Annotated in this window: 14 protein-coding genes and 1 other RNA gene; 11 read left to right on the top strand and 4 right to left on the bottom strand. The window is 42.8% G+C overall.

Annotated features, from left to right (window positions below; genetic code table 11):
- Nucleotides 1-59 precede the first annotated feature (59 nt).
- From FEK29_RS17370 to FEK29_RS17320, 11 genes are all read left to right on the top strand, one after another.
- Entirely contained in the window at nucleotides 60-3,203 is a 3,144-nt protein-coding gene (locus FEK29_RS17370; RefSeq protein ID WP_138259704.1) for a PVC-type heme-binding CxxCH protein, read from the top strand.
- A gap of 110 nt (nucleotides 3,204-3,313) precedes the next feature.
- Nucleotides 3,314-4,303: a ThuA domain-containing protein gene (locus FEK29_RS17365; RefSeq protein WP_138259703.1), complete on the top strand. Its 990-nt coding sequence runs from the start codon at nucleotides 3,314-3,316 to the stop codon at nucleotides 4,301-4,303.
- Nucleotides 4,304-4,458: 155 nt separating this feature from the next.
- Nucleotides 4,459-6,147 (top strand): OstA-like protein, encoded by a 1,689-nt coding sequence (locus tag FEK29_RS17360; RefSeq protein WP_138259702.1) that lies wholly within the window; start codon nucleotides 4,459-4,461, stop codon nucleotides 6,145-6,147.
- 12 nt (nucleotides 6,148-6,159) lie between these two features.
- On the top strand, nucleotides 6,160-7,335 hold the full coding sequence (locus FEK29_RS17355) for an aspartate aminotransferase family protein (protein ID WP_138259701.1): 1,176 nt from the start codon (nucleotides 6,160-6,162) through the stop codon (nucleotides 7,333-7,335).
- A 103-nt stretch (nucleotides 7,336-7,438) separates the two neighbouring features.
- On the top strand, nucleotides 7,439-8,842 hold the full coding sequence (locus FEK29_RS17350; RefSeq protein ID WP_138259700.1) for a tetratricopeptide repeat protein: 1,404 nt from the start codon (nucleotides 7,439-7,441) through the stop codon (nucleotides 8,840-8,842).
- Nucleotides 8,843-8,861: 19 nt separating this feature from the next.
- The gene (locus FEK29_RS17345) at nucleotides 8,862-9,776 is read left to right on the top strand and encodes a DUF368 domain-containing protein (RefSeq protein WP_138259699.1); all 915 of its coding nucleotides are present in this window, start codon (nucleotides 8,862-8,864) and stop codon (nucleotides 9,774-9,776) included.
- 12 nt (nucleotides 9,777-9,788) lie between these two features.
- A complete protein-coding gene (locus FEK29_RS17340; protein WP_138259698.1) occupies nucleotides 9,789-10,808 on the top strand; it encodes a DUF368 domain-containing protein in 1,020 nt (339 codons plus the stop codon).
- Nucleotides 10,780-11,541 (top strand): shikimate dehydrogenase family protein, encoded by a 762-nt coding sequence (locus FEK29_RS17335; protein ID WP_138259697.1) that lies wholly within the window; start codon nucleotides 10,780-10,782, stop codon nucleotides 11,539-11,541. Before FEK29_RS17340 ends, FEK29_RS17335 begins: the two co-directional genes overlap by 29 nt.
- 150 nt (nucleotides 11,542-11,691) lie before the next feature.
- Complete coding sequence (locus FEK29_RS17330) at nucleotides 11,692-13,737, top strand: DUF349 domain-containing protein (RefSeq protein ID WP_138259721.1); 2,046 nt, start codon at nucleotides 11,692-11,694, stop codon at nucleotides 13,735-13,737.
- Nucleotides 13,738-13,806: 69 nt separating this feature from the next.
- Entirely contained in the window at nucleotides 13,807-14,328 is a 522-nt protein-coding gene (locus tag FEK29_RS17325) for a DUF3124 domain-containing protein (RefSeq protein WP_138259696.1), read from the top strand.
- Nucleotide 14,329: 1 nt separating this feature from the next.
- On the top strand, nucleotides 14,330-14,935 hold the full coding sequence (locus tag FEK29_RS17320) for a MarC family protein (protein WP_138259695.1): 606 nt from the start codon (nucleotides 14,330-14,332) through the stop codon (nucleotides 14,933-14,935).
- Between the two features lie 400 nt (nucleotides 14,936-15,335).
- Here FEK29_RS17320 and rny read toward each other — a convergent pair whose 3' ends face one another.
- The 4 genes from rny to FEK29_RS17300 form a co-directional block, all read right to left on the bottom strand.
- Complete coding sequence (rny, locus tag FEK29_RS17315) at nucleotides 15,336-16,904, bottom strand: ribonuclease Y (protein WP_138259694.1); 1,569 nt, start codon at nucleotides 16,902-16,904, stop codon at nucleotides 15,336-15,338.
- A gap of 45 nt (nucleotides 16,905-16,949) precedes the next feature.
- A non-coding RNA gene (gene ssrS / locus FEK29_RS17310) (6S RNA) lies at nucleotides 16,950-17,059 on the bottom strand.
- 56 nt (nucleotides 17,060-17,115) lie between these two features.
- Nucleotides 17,116-17,412 (bottom strand): cell division protein ZapA, encoded by a 297-nt coding sequence (locus FEK29_RS17305; protein ID WP_138259693.1) that lies wholly within the window; start codon nucleotides 17,410-17,412, stop codon nucleotides 17,116-17,118.
- Between the two features lie 11 nt (nucleotides 17,413-17,423).
- Complete coding sequence (locus FEK29_RS17300) at nucleotides 17,424-17,714, bottom strand: hypothetical protein (RefSeq protein WP_138259692.1); 291 nt, start codon at nucleotides 17,712-17,714, stop codon at nucleotides 17,424-17,426.
- Between the last annotated feature and the right edge of the window lie 109 nt (nucleotides 17,715-17,823).

Raw genomic sequence — 17,823 nt, 5'->3', positions numbered from 1 at the left:
TGTTCTTTTTGAGGTAGTTCAACATAATGACTATATTTAATTGCACTTATATTCAACCAATGAAACGCCAGTTTACCTACCCGTTAGTATTTTTATTGATTTTCCTTGCCGCCTGTAAAAATCAAAAAGAGCCTTTAGTCGAAATAAATCCTAAAAGCAGCATCGTTCTTATTGGCAACAACCTAGGTTCCAGAATGCTGAATTACGGTTTTTTTGAGACCGAAATGCAATTGAGATTCCCAGAGGACTCCCTGCGGATACGGAACATGTGCGATGGCGGAAACACCCCCGGGTTCAGGCCACATTCGTCCAGAAACAATCCATGGGCGTTTCCGGGCGCGGAGAAATTCCAAACGGAACTGGCCCAAAATTCCGGAAGCGAAGGATTCTTCCCCTCACCGGATGAATGGTTGACACAATTGGAGGCGGATATCGTTCTTGGATTCTTTGGCTACAACGAATCCTTTGAAGGTCCGGAGGGGTTGGATAATTTTAAAGGTGAATTGGAGGCCTTTATCCAACACACCAAGAATCAGGCCTATAATGGAAAAACGAGTCCAAAACTGGTCCTTATCTCACCCATCGCTTTTGAGGACCTTTCCCAAAAGATGGACCTACCCAACGGTCAAAAGGAGAATGAAAATCTTAAGTTGTATACAGATGCCATCAAAGAGGTAAGTCTAAAGAACCAAGTGCCCTTTTTGGATGTATATACGCCAACCTTGAAGTGGTTTGTAGATAGCGATGACTACACGATAGATGGTTCGCAGTTAAATGAAAAAGGGTATCAAAAATTTGCTGCCTACCTTGTGGAACAGCTTACAGGAATCCCCGAAGCCGGTAGCGCCTCCAAACGAACGGCCATCAACAAAATGGTTAACGAAAAGAATTTCTATTGGCATAATGACTATAAAATTCCCAACGGGGTGCACGCCTATGGAAGGAGGTACGACCCGTTTGGACCCGATAATTATCCCTATGAAAAATTGAAGATCAGGGAAATGACCGCAATCCGGGATACCGCCATCTGGTCCATCCTTCAAAATAAGAATTATGATATTTCTATGGCCGATGCCAGGACCACGGTACTCCCCGAAGTAGAAACAAATTACAATCTAGCGGACGAAGGAGAAATGATCAGTTACAAATACGGGGAGGACGCATTGGAAACACTCACGGTCCCGGAGGGATATAAAGTGGAGTTGTTCGCTTCCGAAAAGGAGTTTCCGGATTTGGCCAACCCCGCACAAATCTCCTTCGATAATAAAGGCCGATTATGGGTGGCTACCCTGCCCTCCTATCCACATTATCGTGTAGGCGATGCCAAACCGAACGATAAACTGATCATTCTTGAGGATACCGATAACGATGGAAAAGCGGATAAGCAAACGGTTTTTGCGGACAGCCTTCATTTGCCCATAGGTTTTGAGTTTGCCCCAGAGGGTGTGTACCTGAGTCAGGGAACGAACCTTAAACTTTTAACCGATACCGATGGCGATGACAAGGCGGATAATATCGAAATCCTGCTCAGCGGTTTTGATGACCATGACACCCATCATGCCATTTCCGCTTTTTGTGCGGATCCTTCCGGGGCTTTTTATATGGCCGAAGGAGTGTTTCTCCACACCAACGTGGAGACTTCCTACGGTCCCGTACGAGGCACCAATGGAGGCTTTTACCGATACAATCCACAGCGAAAAAAATTGGAGCGAGCCGTTCAAGTGAGCATTCCCAATCCGTGGGGAATCGCTTTTGACGACTGGGGACAGGACTTTTTCCTACATACTTCGGGGCCTACGGTAAACTGGATGATGCCCAGCACCTTAAAATCGATTTATGGTGTAGCATCTCCGTTGACAGAGGACCTTATCGAGGAAGCGCATCGGGTACGGCCTACCTCCGGCATGGAATTTATCTCCAGCAGGCATTTTCCGGACGAAGTCCAGGGCGATATGCTTCTGGCAAGTTCCATCGGGTTTTTGGGAATGAAGCAACATCAAGTGATGGAAGATGGTACGGGATATAAAACAAAACATCGGCTGGACCTCATCAGCAGTACGGACAAAAACTTTAGGCCCGTAGAAATGGAATTCGCCCCGGATGGTTCCCTGTATGTGGTAGACTGGCACAATGTACTCATCGGCCACATGCAGCACAATGCACGCGACCCTTTGAGGGACCATGTCCACGGCAGGATTTACCGGATCACCTATCCTTCCAGACCTTTAGTTGAACCGGCCAAAATCGACGGGGCATCCATAGAGACCTTATTGGAAAACCTAAAACTGCCAGAATATAGGACCCGATACAGAACCCGACGCGAAATTAGGGCCAGAAATACTGATGAAGTTTTGGAAAAATTAAAAACGTGGGTAAACAACCTAGATGCATCGGAGGAAAATTTTGAACACCACAGATTGGAAGCCTTGTGGGTAACCTGGGGACTGAACAAGGTGGACAAAAGCCTGCTTGAAAGCCTGCTGCAATCGCAGGACCATAGGGTCAGGGCAGCCTCGGTACGCGTTCTCAGATATATGGGACATCAACTGGACAATGCACAGGAACTTTTAAAGACAGCGGCTGCCGATGCACATGGCCGTGTACGCTTGGAAGCGATAACGGCCGCCTCCTGGTTACCAAAAGAGAAAGGATTGGAAATTCTGGAAATTGCGGGTCAACATCCTTTAGACACATGGATGGAAGATTCCTATAAGTTCGCCGAAACAAGACTTACCGGTAACTTCTTGGACACCACAGAAGAAGAAAACCTCATCACTACGCTTGAAGGGGAGGATTTAAAGGTGTTTGCCCAAGGAAAGAAAATTTATGAAACGGAGGGCTATTGCATTACCTGCCACCAAGAAAGTGGTACCGGTCTTCAACAGGCTGGCTATCCAACTTTGGTAAATCAACAATGGGTTACCGGCGATGAAGAAAGACTTATTAAATTGGCTTTACATGGCCTGTACGGGCCCATGGACGTCATGGGCAATCACTATGACGGTCAGGTTCCTATGATGCCTTTTAAAGGTCTATTGAACGATGAGGAAATCGCGGCGGTACTGACCTATGTTCGCAATGCATTTGGAAACAAAGCGTCTGTCGTGCAACCCGAAACGGTACAACGTGTCAGGGAAGCCACCAAAGACCGAAACGATTTTTACACCCCGGATGAATTGTTGAAGGAACATCCTATGAAATAGTATTTAAATGAAGACCATGAAACCCTCATCGAGGGATTTGTTATGGTAAGTTAAATACCTCTACAAAAGGAAATGTTTAAAAATGAAGCTCTAAACCTAATTTTAAAAGTATGAAAGAACGATTCAATTTCAGACACTTAATGGTATTTGCTTTTGTGATACTGGCCTTCGCCTGCAAGGAGGAAAAAAAGGAGCCCCAATTGGCACAAAAGAAAACTGAAAATCCCCCACATATCGTGTTCGTAACCGGGGACGAGGAATATCGCTCCGAAGAATCCATGCCCATGCTGGCGGCCATAGCTAAAAGGGAATTGAACGCCAAGGTCACTGTTTGTTATGCTTTGGACTCCACTGGGACTATAGACCCCAACAGATTGGACCATATTTCAAATTTGGAAGCATTGGAAGATGCAGATTTAATGGTGATCTTTACCCGATACAGGCAATTGCCCAAAGAAGAACGGGATTACATTTCAAACTATGTGGAATCCGGAAAGCCGATCGTAGGCTTTAGAACATCGACCCACGCCTTCAAATACGATGATCCAACCTTGGAATACTGGAACAATGAATGGCCTACCAAAGTATTCGGTCAGCAATGGATTACCCACCACGGTCATTTTGACGACGGCAAATTTCCCGTTACGAATATATCCGCCATCGATTCCAGTAATGCCATCCTCAACGGGTTTAAACCTTTTGAGGCATATTCCTGGCTCTATCATGTGGATGGTGGGGATTGGAGTTTATATGGCGACTCAAAACCTATTCTAAAAGGATACTCCACCAAGTCCCAACATGAAATAGATGGAAATTTGGATAAATTTCCACTGACCAACCCCGTAGCCTGGACCAAAAGTTATACCGGTAACAGTGGGAAAGCAGGGCGCGTATTTTTTACCACCTTGGGCCACCCTTATGATTTTAAACTTCCGCAGGTGCGCAAAATTGCCATGAACGGAATTTTTTGGGCATTGGGGAAAGAGGATAAGATTCCTGAGGATGGGGTGAACGTTACCTTGGCGAGTCCCTATGAACCCAACAATTCCGGATTTGGCCAAAAGTACAAATTGAACCAAAAGCCAAAACTCATACACTAATGGCGAGAAACCGGTACAAAAATAGTCCAGCTAATATTGGAAAACCGAGTTTCGAAATTGGTGCCCAAAGGAAACGAATAGGCATCAAGGTTTCCTAAAAGAATGCTAAGGATGTGCCGGCCACCGCTAAAAATCCTATTTTTGAAAAAAAATTTGTGTTGCGTAGTACCGTATTGGGAACCTTGTTCCTTTTTGTAAGCATATGCGTTTTTGCGCAGGAACCCCCAGAGGAACCTAAACAAATCAATATTGTTTATGGGGCCAACTTCACCAAAAACGAAACCGAATATCCCGGTGCCTCTATTTTTAGCAAGGATGAAAGACAGGTCCAATTTGAACACCAAGGGGCCGACCTATGGTGTGACGTGGCCATTTATTTTCAACGTGAAAATCGGTTGGAAGCCATAGGAAACGTGCTTTTAAAACAGGGCGATTCCGTGGAAATGACGGCCAAAAAAATCAACTATCAGGGTGATGAAAAATTGGCCAAGGCTTGGGGCAATGTCGTGTTAAAAAACGCCGATATGACCCTTCGAACCGATACGCTTCGGTTGGACCGAATCAAGCAAGAGGCCTACTATCAGGATAATGGTACGGTAATAGATTCGGCCAATACCCTAACCAGCAGAATCGGTCGGTATTTCATGGAACAGAAAAAGTATCAGTTCTTGGACAGCGTTCATATTGACAATCCTGAATATATTTTGGATTCGGAGCAACTGGATTATTACACGACTTCCAAAAATGCCTATATGTATGGGCCGTCCACCATTGTTGGGGAAACCTATAAAATTTACTGTGAACGGGGGTTTTACGACACCAAGGTGGAGAGTGGTTACGGCATAAAAAATACCAAAATCAATTATAACAATCGCATCGTAGAGGGGGATAGCGTTTATTTTAACAAGGCCAGGGAATTCGCATCAGCCACCAACAACATCACCGTTACGGATACCATAAACAATGGCGTGATAAGGGCCCATTATGCGGAAGTCCATAAAGCGAAAGATTCGGTTTTTGCGACAAAAAGGGCTGTCTCTATTTTGGTACAAGAACTGGATTCGCTGTATGTCCATGGCGATACCTTGATGGTTACCGGGAAACCGGAAGCACGGATCACACGTGCGTTTAGGAACGCCAAGTTTTTCAAAAAAGACCTTAGCGGTAAGTGTGATTCCATCCATTCCGAAGAGAAAACAGGTATCACCCAACTGATTAAAAATCCCATTTTATGGAACGGGGCCAACCAGATGACAGGCGACAGTATCCATCTTATTTCCAACTTGGAAACGGAAAAGTTGGATTCATTAAAAGTTTTACAAAATGCCTTTGTCATTTCTCTGGACAGCATCAGTAAAAAAGGGTATAATCAGGCGAAGGGCATCAATCTTTACGGTCAGTTTGTGGAAAACGAATTAAAGATCATTGACCTGGTACAGAACACGGAAGTTATCTATTACATGTACAACGATGACGATGAGCTTATTGGCATTGACAAAACAGTCTGTAGTGCCATCAGAATAACCATGGCCAATAACGATGTGGAGGACCTCACGTTTTTTACCAATCCCGATGGAACCATCTACACGGAAGCGGAACTACCCGAAAACAGTAGAAAACTCCAAGGCTTTATTTGGCGCGGCGATGAACGCATCATGACCAAGGACGACATCTTTGATGAGGACGATAACAACATTGAGTTGGTCAAGATTCGGGGAATTGACAATCCCATTGACATAGATGCCGAAGAAGAAGAGCGGAGCAAAAATGAGAGCGATCCCGTGAACAATCTTCCCAATACCAAGGCTACGGATCCCCGGCAAAAAGATGCTTCGAGAAAATAATCGACCCCATTCATGAAAGAGGATTTTCTCAAATATCAGGCACAGACTTCCCTATATCCGTTGGGGATTGAAATTTCACACGCCAAGGGGAGCTATATTTACGATGTTGCCGGAAATGCCCATCTGGATTTTGTTGCCGGGGTATCTGCCTGCAGTCTGGGGCATTGCCACCCAGCCGTTGTAGCGGCCATTCAAAAACAGGCACAGAAGTATATGCACGTAATGGTGTACGGGGAGTATATCCAATCCCCTGCCACGGAATACGTCAAATTATTGCAACAACAGCTACCTGCGAACCTGGAAGTGACCTATTTGGTGAATTCCGGAACTGAGGCTATGGAAGGAGCCCTTAAATTGGCCAGACGCTATATGGGTCGGTCACAGATTATTGCCGCCCATAACGCCTACCATGGCAATACCATGGGTAGTCTTAGCCTAATGGACTATGAGGAACGTAAGGCCCCTTTTAGACCTTTGTTACCGGATGTGCACCATATCCGGTTCAATAATTTGAAGGATATTGATCTCATCACGGAAAAAACGGCCTGTGTGGTGCTGGAAACCATCCAAGGAGGAGCGGGTTTTATTTTGCCAAAAAACAACTATCTCAAAAAAATCAGAAACCGATGTAAAGAAGTTGGAGCTTTATTGATTCTGGACGAGATTCAGCCCGGTTTTGGCCGGACGGGCAAACTTTTCGCTTTTGAACATTTTGATTGTGAACCCGATATTCTAGTAATAGGCAAGGGAATGGCATCGGGCTTGCCCGTAGGTGCCTTTATTGCAAGCAAGACCATCATGGATACCTTGAGCGACGGTCCCAAGATGGGACACATTACCACTTTTGGAGGAAATCCAGTGATAGCCGCCGCAAGTTTGGCGACGCTCAAAACCCTTTTGCAAACGACCTTGATCGAAGATACCCTGGAAAAGGAAAAACTGTTCAGGGAATGTTTAAAACATCCCAAAATCAAGGAGATACGCGGAAAGGGACTCATGTTGACATTGATTATGAAAACTCCGGAAATAGCCGATCAATTGGTGCTAGAAGCCAAAGAGAAAAACCTGATTTTATTTTGGTTGTTGTTTGAAAAAAGGGCCGTACGTATTTCTCCTCCATTGACCATTTCCATGGATGAAATCCGCAAGGGATGTAGGGTTATTCTTGACATTCTTGACGGAATCTGACAATATTTTGTTAACTAATTTGTTAATAATATACCGCCTATTTGGGGTACTAAGCATCAACAAAAGTTTAATTTTAAATCCATAGTTTAACCAAAACGTTCCTATGGCGTTAGAATCTAACGAAAGACCTGACAAGCCCATTACCAAGTTTGAATCTATGCTTAAGACCGATGACGTCTATTTTTTTGACGCGGAGGACTTTGAGGACATAGTGCACCACTACCTGAACAACGGTAAGATTTCCCTAGCCAAAAAAGGTATTAAAATAGGTTTACAACAGCATCCATGTTCCATTGAACTGAAACTTTTGCAAGTGGAGGTCATGGTGTTTGAAAACCATTTGGAAAACGCCGAAAAATTATTGGACGAACTGGAGATGTTGGATAGGAACAATGAGGAAATCTACATCCAAAGGGCGAATATCTTTTCAAAAAAGGACAATCACGCGGCAGCGGTTTCCCTATTGCAAAAGGCTTTGGAACTAACGACCGATTCTTTTGACATTTATTCCCTCTTAGGCATGGAATATTTGTTCATGGACGATTTTAAATTGGCGAAGGAAAGCTTTATGCGCTGTGTTGAATTCGATAACGAGGATTATTCGTCGCTCTACAATGTCATTTATTGCTTTGAATTTTTGGAAGACTACGACGGGGCTATTTATTACCTCAACGAATACCTGGACAAAAACCCATATTGTCAAGTTGCTTGGCACCAATTGGGCAAGCAGTACTACGAAAAGCGTATGTTCCCCGAGGCCCTAACGGCATTCGATTTTGCCATAATCTCCGATGACACCTTCATAGGGGCCTACTTTGAAAAAGGAAAAGTGCTGGAGAAACTAGGGAAATACAAGGAGGCCATAGAGAATTACGAGACCACCATCAATATTGAGGATCCCACTTCCCATGCATTCCTACGTATTGGTAAGTGCTATGAAAAGTTGAAGAACAAGGAAATGGCCAAATACTATTTCTACCAAACCGTACACGAAGATCCTTTGTTGGATAAAGGCTGGTTGGCAATTACCAATTTTTATTACAACAATAAGAATTACGAGAAGGCCCTTTATTACATAAACAAGGCGTTGAACATTGACGGGGAAAATCCTTTGTATTGGAAGAAATGTGCCAATATCAACTACGCCTTGGAAAATTACGACCAAGCAGATTTCGCTTACAAGCAGGTGGTAGATCTGGGAAATTATGAATTGGACACGTGGTTGAAATGGGCCGATGTAGCGCATTTTAACGGAGACACACTGTCCGCCTTGCAAATCCTGGCGCAAGGAAGGGAGTTTTATCCAAAAAATTTGAAAATTATTTATAAATCGGTTGGGTTTAACCTAATCATTAAAGATTTTATCAATGCCAGAATATGCCTTCTGGATGCCCTGAAACTGGACAAAAAACGAAAACAACTCCAACTTTTTAACAAACAATTTCCCCAATACAGCAATTCAGAGTGGATTAATACTATTTTAGCGAACTACAAAAAAGCTTCTTGACGTTTCACTCCAAAATTGTATGGGAAATAGAAATTTAATAGACTACCTATTCATAACACTTAAGGGAATGGCCATGGGGGCGGCCGATGTAGTACCCGGCGTTTCCGGCGGCACCATTGCCTTTATTTCAGGGATTTACGAAGAGTTGATTACAGCCATCAACAATATTAATCTTGGATTATTAAATACGTGGAAAGAGGATGGTTTTAAGGCCGTTTGGAAATCCATGAACGGAAATTTTCTATTGGCACTATTCATCGGCATTTTTATAAGCCTTTTTTCACTGGCGACCTTGGTAAGTTGGTTATTGGAAAACGAGCCCATTTTGCTATGGTCCTTCTTTTTTGGATTGGTGCTGGCCAGTGTTTTTTTTGTGGGCAAGGAAATCAAACGATGGAATCTTGGAATCGTTTTTGCCATGATATTGGGAGCCTTTGTTGCATTTTACATTACCACCCTCCCACCAAGCGATAATATTGACAGCCTTCCGTATCTTTTTCTTTCTGGAGCTTTGGCCGTATGTGCAATGATTTTACCCGGAATTTCAGGAGCCTTCATTTTAGTGCTTTTAGGGTCCTACAAAACCATATTGGATGCGGTACATGAAAAAGATTTTGCAATAATCATCACTGTGGGTCTGGGGGCTGTCTTCGGGCTGTTGAGTTTTGCAAGATTGCTAAAGTGGATGTTCACCCATTATAAGAATTTGACCTTGGCAATATTAACGGGTTTCATTCTAGGATCCCTCAATAAAATTTGGCCATGGAAGCGCATCTTGGAAACTAGGGTTTTTGGAGAAAAAACCGTGGTTATCGACACCAATACTTCCCCTTTCAACTATGAGGGTGATCCCCAAATATTATATGCCATCCTTGCGGCCCTCATAGGATTTTCCCTTATTTTTATCTTGGAAAGAACAGCTTCCAAAAAATAGGCAAGGTCCCAAATGAGCGATACTAGAACTTTACTGGACAAACTATTTTTAGTGGTCAAAGGACTATGTATGGGCGCCGCCAATAAAGTGCCCGGAGTGTCCGGCGGTATTGTGGCCTTCGTTGCCGGATTCTACGAAGAATTCATTTATTCCCTCCAAAAGGTAAATATCAAGGCTTTTAAGCTTCTGATCGCTGGTAGGTTCAAAAGTTTTTACAGATATATAAACGGCTCTTTCCTTTCGCTCCTAATTTTCGGGATGTTAGTGAGCTATTTCAGTGTTTCAAAAGTGCTCGATTATTTTTTGGTCAAAAAGGAACTTTATGTTTGGGCGGCTTTCTTCGGGATGATCATAGGGTCCATTTATTACATTGGAAAGGATTTTGGGCATTGGACAAAAAAAACGGTTCCAGCCGCCCTATTGGGGCTTGCCGTAGGCGTGGCCATTAGTTTTTTGAGTCCCGCAAAGGAAAACGACAATCTGTTGTTCATTTTTTTCTGTGGCATGATCAGTGTATCGGGTATGACACTTCCCGGATTATCGGGTTCGTTCATCCTGATTTTGCTAGGTAATTACGTTTTGCTTCTGGTAGATTCCGTAAACGCTCTCTACGACACTTTTTCAGAGGTGTTTGTGGGGGATTTTAGTTTCGTTTCCAATGCGGAACGCCTTAGGACATTGAAGATTCTTGCGGTATTCACCTTGGGCTCCGCGGCCGGATTGGTAACCTTGTCCCATATTCTCAGTTATGTGCTCAAACATTACAAACATATTTCAACCGCCGTAATTCTAGGGTTTATAACGGGGTCTTTGGGCGTAGTATGGCCTTGGAAAAAAACAATTTTTAAGGAGGATGCAGATGGTACTATTCTTTTGGACTCTAACGGAAAAGAAATCATCATGAACTACGAACGCTATCTTCCAGATCTTGGGTTGACCGAAACCTGGTGGGCCTTCTTCTTCATAGTTGTGGGTGTTGGTATTTTGTTACTTTTGGATTGGTATGGAAAAAACAGGAAACGGTTTGCATAGATTCGGGTTGGTGGGTAGAAATATCTCCTATTCCTTTTCAAGAGGTTATTTTTCAAAAAAGTTCGAGGCCCTTGGTCTGGACAGCCATCGGTATGAAAACTTCGATATCCCGTCGATAGCGGACTTTGAATCGGTCATTTCCAACACCGAAAATCTCATCGGCTTAAATGTTACCATTCCCTACAAGCGGGAAGTGCTTCCATTTTTGGATGCCCTTGATGCATCGGCAGCGGAAATAGGCGCGGTAAATACCATAAAAATCCGGGGAAATCATTTAAAGGGATACAATACCGATGCCTATGGTTTTCAAAGATCCTTGGAACCTTTTCTCAAAACCTACCACAAAAAAGCATTGATATTGGGAACAGGTGGCGCATCCAAGGCCATTGCCTTTGTGCTTAAGCAATTAGGCATCCAGTTTTCATTTGTTTCACGAAAATCAAAGTCGGGTGATTTTACCTACGAAGAGCTATCGGAAGAAATTATAAAAGAGCATTTGTTGATCATAAACTGTACTCCTTTGGGTACTTTCCCCAATATAACGGACAAACCTGCCCTACCCTATGCCTATTTGGGACCAAAACACCTCCTGTTCGATTTAATCTACAATCCGGAAAAAACGGAATTTCTACGATTGGGGGAAGCCCAAGGCGCTGTCATATTGAACGGATTGAAAATGTTGGAACTACAGGCCGAACGCGCTTGGGAAATCTGGAACGCAAAGGACTATTGATTGGTTTCCATAATCGTTTTCCAACACTATGGTTTTAACTATGTTACATTTAGCATAACCATAGGTGTATTCTAGGCCCACAAAAAGAAAACCCATAAACTTTGCAGTTATTTAGGTTGTCACTATCTTGTAGACACCTAATTTTCCATGATGTCTGAAGAAAACGAGAAAAAAATAACCGAAGAAAACGTAGCCGAGGAAAAGACCGAAGTTGTAAAGGCCGATAATTCCATTCTAGAAGAACCTACCGAGGAAAGAACCGACAATGCTGAAAATGAACCCCTTGTAGCGAATGAATCGGAAGAGACACATACCGAATCGGTAGAGGAAGCCTCCGAAAAAGAGGTGGATGTCCAGGACGAAATCGATGAAAGCAACGCCGAAGATGCCGAGGATACGGAAACCCAAAAGCGACATGAAATTCCGTTTTTGGATTACCATTCCATGTCCATGGAAAATCTCGTTGGTGAACTTCAAAAATTGGTCAGGAACGAGAAAGTACAGGCCATTAGGAAGCATGTGGACACCATTAAGGACGAATTCAATCTGAAGTTTCAGGATTTTATCGAACAGAAAAAAGAGGATTTCGTGGCCAATGGAGGCAATGAAATCGACTTTCGGTACAATTCCGTTACCAAGCGTCAGTTCAACGAGGTATATACGGATTACAAGGAAAAGCGAAACCAGTATTACAAGAACCTTGAGAAAAGCCATAAGGAAAATTTGGCGTATAGATTGGAACTTATAGAGAGCTTGAAAGGTCTGGTAAACGTGGAAGAGGATATGAACACCACGTACAAAACCTTTAAGGAGATTCAGGAAAATTGGCGAAATGCCGGTCCGGTCCCCAGAGCCGAGTACAACAATGTGTGGCGCACCTACCACCACCATATCGAGATTTTTTATGATTTCCTTCACCTGAACCGGGAACTCAGAGATCTGGACTTCAAACATAATCTGGAGGAAAAGCTAAAAATAGTGGAGCGTGCCGAAGCCCTTGCCGTGGAGCCGGACCTCAACAAAGCCTTTAGGGAACTACAGGTGCTGCACAAGATTTGGAAAGAGGACATTGGACCCGTGGGCAAGGAACATAGGGAAGAAGTATGGGAGCGTTTTAGCGGTGCTACCAAGGCCATTCATGAAAGAAGGCAGGAGTATTTTAAGGAACTGGACAAACTAAGCGAGAAAAATCTGGAAAGGAAAAACGAAATAATCCAGGAAATTGTTAAGCTTTCGGAAAATGTGGCCAACAATCACAGGGGCATCCAAAAGCAGATCAAGCATCTGGAAGAACTTAGGGAACTCTTCTTTAAGGCGGGAAAGGTCCCCCAAAAAGAAAATGATAAGACATGGAGTTCCTTTAAGAATGCGGTGCGTTCCTTTAACCGAAACAAGAACGCGTTTTATAAAAACCTTAAAAAGGACCAACAGGACAATTTGGACAAAAAGAGGGCCTTATTGGATATAGCGGTTTCTCTCAAGGACAGTGAGGATTTTGAAACCGCGACCAATGAAATGAAACGCATTCAAAGCGAGTGGAAAAAAATTGGTCATGTCCCCAGAAAATATTCGGATAAACTTTGGAAGGATTTCAAGACTGCCTGTAACCATTATTTTGATAGATTACATGCCTCCAAAAATGATTCCTATAAGGAGGAGATGGAGAACCTCAATAAAAAAGAGGCCATCCTTGCAAGCCTAAAGGATTTCAAACTGAGCGGTAAAAAGGAAAGCGACATAAAGGAAATCCAAAAAATGCTGGAGGAATGGAAGGTCATTGGCCATGTTCCCTTCAAACAAAAAAACATCAATCAAAAGTTTCATAAAATAGTCGACGCCCTGTTCAATAAATTAAAGGTAAGCCCCCAAGAATCGGAGTTGTTGAAATATGGAAATAAAATTCAAAAGCTCAAGGAAGAGGACAACCAAGAAATAGCCATTCAAAAGGAACGTAGCTTTATCAAGAAAAAAATCGAGGAAAGCAAAAACGAAATAATACAGCTTGAGAATAACCTACAGTTTTTTTCAGACGATTCCGAAAACAATCCATTGGTCCAAGATGTAATCAACCGGGTTGAAAAACATAAGGAAGCCTTGGACTCCTGGAAAACGAAACTTAAGAAGTTGAATATCTTAAGGAACAACTTGGAAAAGGAGGATGCCGAAGAAGCTAACGACGCCCCTGAAGAGGAATAATCCAATACTTCCTGTTTTACAGTTCTTTATGGTTATACACTTCACTGTTCCACCAAAAAAATACGGGATATGAAAATCCGAATAGTTAGTTTAATGCTTCTTTTTTTCGTTGGACTTATCAGCTGTAATTCCGGTAAGGAAAGAACCGAGGAACCTTTGTCCAAAATTGATTGGAGCAGTAAGGAAGTAAATCTTGTCCAAAAAGATTCATTGCTTACCGGAAGCACTTACTTATCCGTTTATTCACAGATATACAGTTACACGGAGCATACCTCCATTGATTTAACGGCGACCGTAAGCATGCGCAATACAGATGACAAAAGGAAGCTCTATCTTTTAAAAGCCGACTATTTTGACACCCACGGAAATAAAATACATTCCTATATCAACAAACCTATAGAAATTTCCGAATTGGAAACGTTGGAAATAGTCATTGCGGAATTTGATAAAAAGGGGGGCACTGGAGCTAATTTTATTTTCGATTGGGCAATTGAACCTGAGAGCACCTACCCTATTTTTGAAGCAGTAATGATTTCAACCTATGGACAGCAAGGTTTATCATTTACTACCCAAGGACACCAAATAAAATGATGTGAAGGAAATAATCACTACCATCCTTTTTCTTTTTGCAGTAATTGACCCAATAGGTTCAGTTCCCGTCTATTTGGAGGCCACCAAACACTTTGACAGGCTTCATAAGAGAAAGATTGCAGTAAGAGCCTGCATTGTCGCCTTCTTCATATTATTGTTCTTCATCGTCATTGGCCAACTTATTCTTGAAGGCATGGAGATTTCACTAGATGCCTTTCAAGTTTCGGGTGGCGTTATTTTGTTTCTCTTTGCCTTGACCATGATTTTTGGCGACGGTAAACCAGAATCGGAAAAGCATTTAATCTCGGATTACAAACATGTTACTATCTTCCCGGTGGCAATACCAAGCATCGCTTCCCCTGGTGCTATCATGGCCGTTGTTTTGATGACTGACAATCACAAATACGCTCTGAATCAGCAAGTAATAACTACCGTTTTGGTTTTGGTAGTCATATTTTTAACCTGCTTGTTGTTACTTGCCGCCAACATAGTACAAAGAAGAATCGGTGAATATGGCATTACGGTAATCAGTAAGATTATGGGACTAATTTTGGCCTCTTATGCCGTGCAAAGCATTTTGGACGGCCTCAAGGATTTTTTCCATTAGAATTATACATAATGGTGAAAAGCAAGGTTTTTATTTTTCCATTGTTAATTTGGGTTCACTTTTTCTACAACGACCGAATACATTTTAGTTTTGATGCTCTAACCGGACCCTCGGAATTACCCATTTCGGTTGAGCCACAGGATCCCATTCAAAACAAGGCCTTTTACGTTTTGGATTCCAAATGTAATTTCTGCCATATGACTAGGAAAAGGCTTGATCACTTTACATTGGATAACATGAACGGTCTGGTGTCTAAAATCAATGAGCAGGTCTTTGTAAAAAACAAAATGCCCAAAGGAAAAAATAACGTCCTCACACTTGAAGAAAAAAATTCCCTATTGCTATGGATTAACAGGGAATCACAAAAGTAAAAAGGAGGCATTATAGCCTCCTTGCCGATTTATTTGGCAACGTTCACGGCCCTTGTTTCCCGTATCACCGTTACCTTTACCTGACCTGGATAGGTCATATCCGTTTGTATTTTCTGTGAAATTTCAAAGGACAATTGTGCGGCCTTTTCATCGCTGACCTTTTCACTCTCCACAATTACCCGTAGCTCACGCCCGGCCTGGATGGCATAAGCTTTCTGAACACCGCCAAAACCAAAGGCTATCTCCTCTAAATCCTTCAAACGTTGAATGTAGGAATCCAGGACCTGTCTTCTTGCTCCTGGACGCGCACCACTAATGGCATCGCATACCTGAACGATCGGCGATATAAGGGTCTTCATTTCAATTTCATCATGGTGGGCGCCAATAGCATTACATACCTCTGGTTTTTCACCGTATTTCTCGGCCCACTGCATACCCAATATAGCATGAGGCGTTTCAACTTCGGCCTCCGTGTTGGGCACCTTTCCAATGTCATGCAACAAACCGGCCCTTTTGGCAATTTTTGGGTTTAAGCCCAATTCGGATGCCATAACGCCACAAAGTTTCGCAACCTCGCGGGAATGCTGCAACAAGTTCTGCCCGTAAGAGGAACGATATTTCATCCTTCCCACGGCTTTGATCAATTCTGGATGTAGCCCATGGATACCCAAATCGATAACCGTACGTTTCCCAATTTCAACAATTTCGGCCTCTATCTGCTTCTCCGTCTTTTTAACTACTTCCTCTATCCTTGCCGGATGTATCCTTCCATCGGTAACCAACTTGTGCAAGGACAATCTGGCCACTTCCCTTCGTACGGAATCAAAACAAGATAGAATAATTGCCTCCGGTGTATCATCTACAATAATCTCAACTCCGGTAGCTGATTCCAATGCCCGTATATTCCTTCCTTCCCTACCAATGATACGACCTTTAACATCGTCCGATTCAATATTGAAAACGGATACACAGTTTTCCACCGCTTCCTCTGTTCCAATCCTCTGTATGGTATTGATAACAATTTTTCTAGCTTCCTGCTGGGCGGTAAGTTTGGCCTCTTCCAACGTGGTCTGTATATAGCCCATAGCATCGGACTTGGCCGTATCCCTCAAACTCTCGATCAATTGACTTTTGGCCTCATCAGCGGAAAGACCGGAAATGACCTCCAATTGCTGCACTTGGCTCTTATGGAGCTTATCCACTTCGGCCTGCTTCTTTTCAAAAAACTCCTTGGCATGCTCAACTTCCTTCATCTTGTTTTCAAGTTGGGAATTGAGCTGTTTGTTCTTGGCAAGTTCGCTACTCACTTGAGACTCCTTGTCTCGTGTCCTTTTTTCCGCCTCCCCTATTTTCTTGTCCTTCCCAATGATGACCTTCTCATGTTCCGCCTTAAGCTCCAAGAATTTCTCCTTGGCCTGTAGTATCTTATCCTTTTTAATGTTTTCTCCCTCTATCTTGGCCTCTTTCAAAATTTGGGCAGCATCCTTCTTGGCGTTGGCGATGGTTTTGGAGGCCTTGCCCTTTTCCATAAACTTGGCGATGGCAAAACCGATGGCCAAACCAACAATGGCCGCTATAATAATCATTGTACTATCCATAGTGTTATATTTAAAAAAAAAGCCCACATTGGAGAAGTTTTGTACAAACTCCGATAAACAGGTTTAGGGCTAACAGACTGATCAAGGATCCTTATACGAGTAAGGCCTGCTTTTACAATCTAAACTCACCCTTTTTAACTTAATTAATGTTGAGTTCGTCAAAAGGTATTACCAATGTGGGCAGTAACTTAATGTATTTAAAAGAACGTTTTTATTTTGATGCAAGCTGCAAATTTACCAGTTCCGCGAGCGCCTTTAAACGCTCCTCTGCTTCCTTGGTGCCCTTTGTCTGTTCTATCCCCTTCTGCTCAATTTTGGAGGCAAACTGCAAGGCGCACATGGCCAATACATCCTGCTTATCCCGCACGGCATAGTTCTGCTCAAATTTTTTGGCCAATTGTTCAATATTTTTGGCCGCCTTTCTCAAACCTTCCTCCTGACTTGGGTCAATGGTCAATGGATAGACCCTGTCAGCAATGGAGAGCTTTATTTTGAGCTTTTCAGACATAGTATGTTACATTATTCAGAAAGCTGTGCTATACAATAGTCCAACTCCCTTATCAATGTATTTATTTTAAGCTTAGCTTCTGTTTTGTTTGTATTACTGCCAAGCATTGAATTTGCCAGTTTGAGCGAATTGTACTTCTCCTCCCATTCAGACACCGTTTTACGGGCATTTTCCTGATTGGACCGTACATTTTTTAATTCATTCTCCAACGTTTTGTTAGCCCTGTCCAAAACCTCCAATCTATGGAGCAACTTGCTAATCTTATTCTCTAAGGAATCAACGATTTGAATTAATTCGCCCATACAATAATTCGATGCGATTTACACAAAGTTAACATTCGTTCGCTGACTTAGCAATACTTTTCAGAAATATTCTTGGGGCCATTTGGACAACCTCAATAAATAGGAGCAT

This window comes from Maribacter aurantiacus (genome assembly GCF_005780245.1).
Classification (GTDB): Bacteria; Bacteroidota; Bacteroidia; order Flavobacteriales; family Flavobacteriaceae; genus Maribacter; species Maribacter flavus.
This window is presented reverse-complemented; position numbering and strand designations above follow the sequence as displayed.

Coding starts and splice junctions, on each gene's coding strand:
- FEK29_RS17370 (WP_138259704.1), top strand. CDS start 60: ATGAAACGCCAGTTTACCTACCCGTTAGTATTTTTATTGATTTTCCTT.
- FEK29_RS17365 (WP_138259703.1), top strand. CDS start 3,314: ATGAAAGAACGATTCAATTTCAGACACTTAATGGTATTTGCTTTTGTG.
- FEK29_RS17355 (WP_138259701.1), top strand. CDS start 6,160: ATGAAAGAGGATTTTCTCAAATATCAGGCACAGACTTCCCTATATCCG.
- FEK29_RS17350 (WP_138259700.1), top strand. CDS start 7,439: ATGGCGTTAGAATCTAACGAAAGACCTGACAAGCCCATTACCAAGTTT.
- FEK29_RS17345 (WP_138259699.1), top strand. CDS start 8,862: ATGGGAAATAGAAATTTAATAGACTACCTATTCATAACACTTAAGGGA.
- FEK29_RS17340 (WP_138259698.1), top strand. CDS start 9,789: ATGAGCGATACTAGAACTTTACTGGACAAACTATTTTTAGTGGTCAAA.
- FEK29_RS17335 (WP_138259697.1), top strand. CDS start 10,780: ATGGAAAAAACAGGAAACGGTTTGCATAGATTCGGGTTGGTGGGTAGA.
- FEK29_RS17330 (WP_138259721.1), top strand. CDS start 11,692: ATGTCTGAAGAAAACGAGAAAAAAATAACCGAAGAAAACGTAGCCGAG.
- FEK29_RS17325 (WP_138259696.1), top strand. CDS start 13,807: ATGAAAATCCGAATAGTTAGTTTAATGCTTCTTTTTTTCGTTGGACTT.
- rny (WP_138259694.1), bottom strand. CDS start 16,904: ATGGATAGTACAATGATTATTATAGCGGCCATTGTTGGTTTGGCCATC.
- FEK29_RS17305 (WP_138259693.1), bottom strand. CDS start 17,412: ATGTCTGAAAAGCTCAAAATAAAGCTCTCCATTGCTGACAGGGTCTAT.
- FEK29_RS17300 (WP_138259692.1), bottom strand. CDS start 17,714: ATGGGCGAATTAATTCAAATCGTTGATTCCTTAGAGAATAAGATTAGC.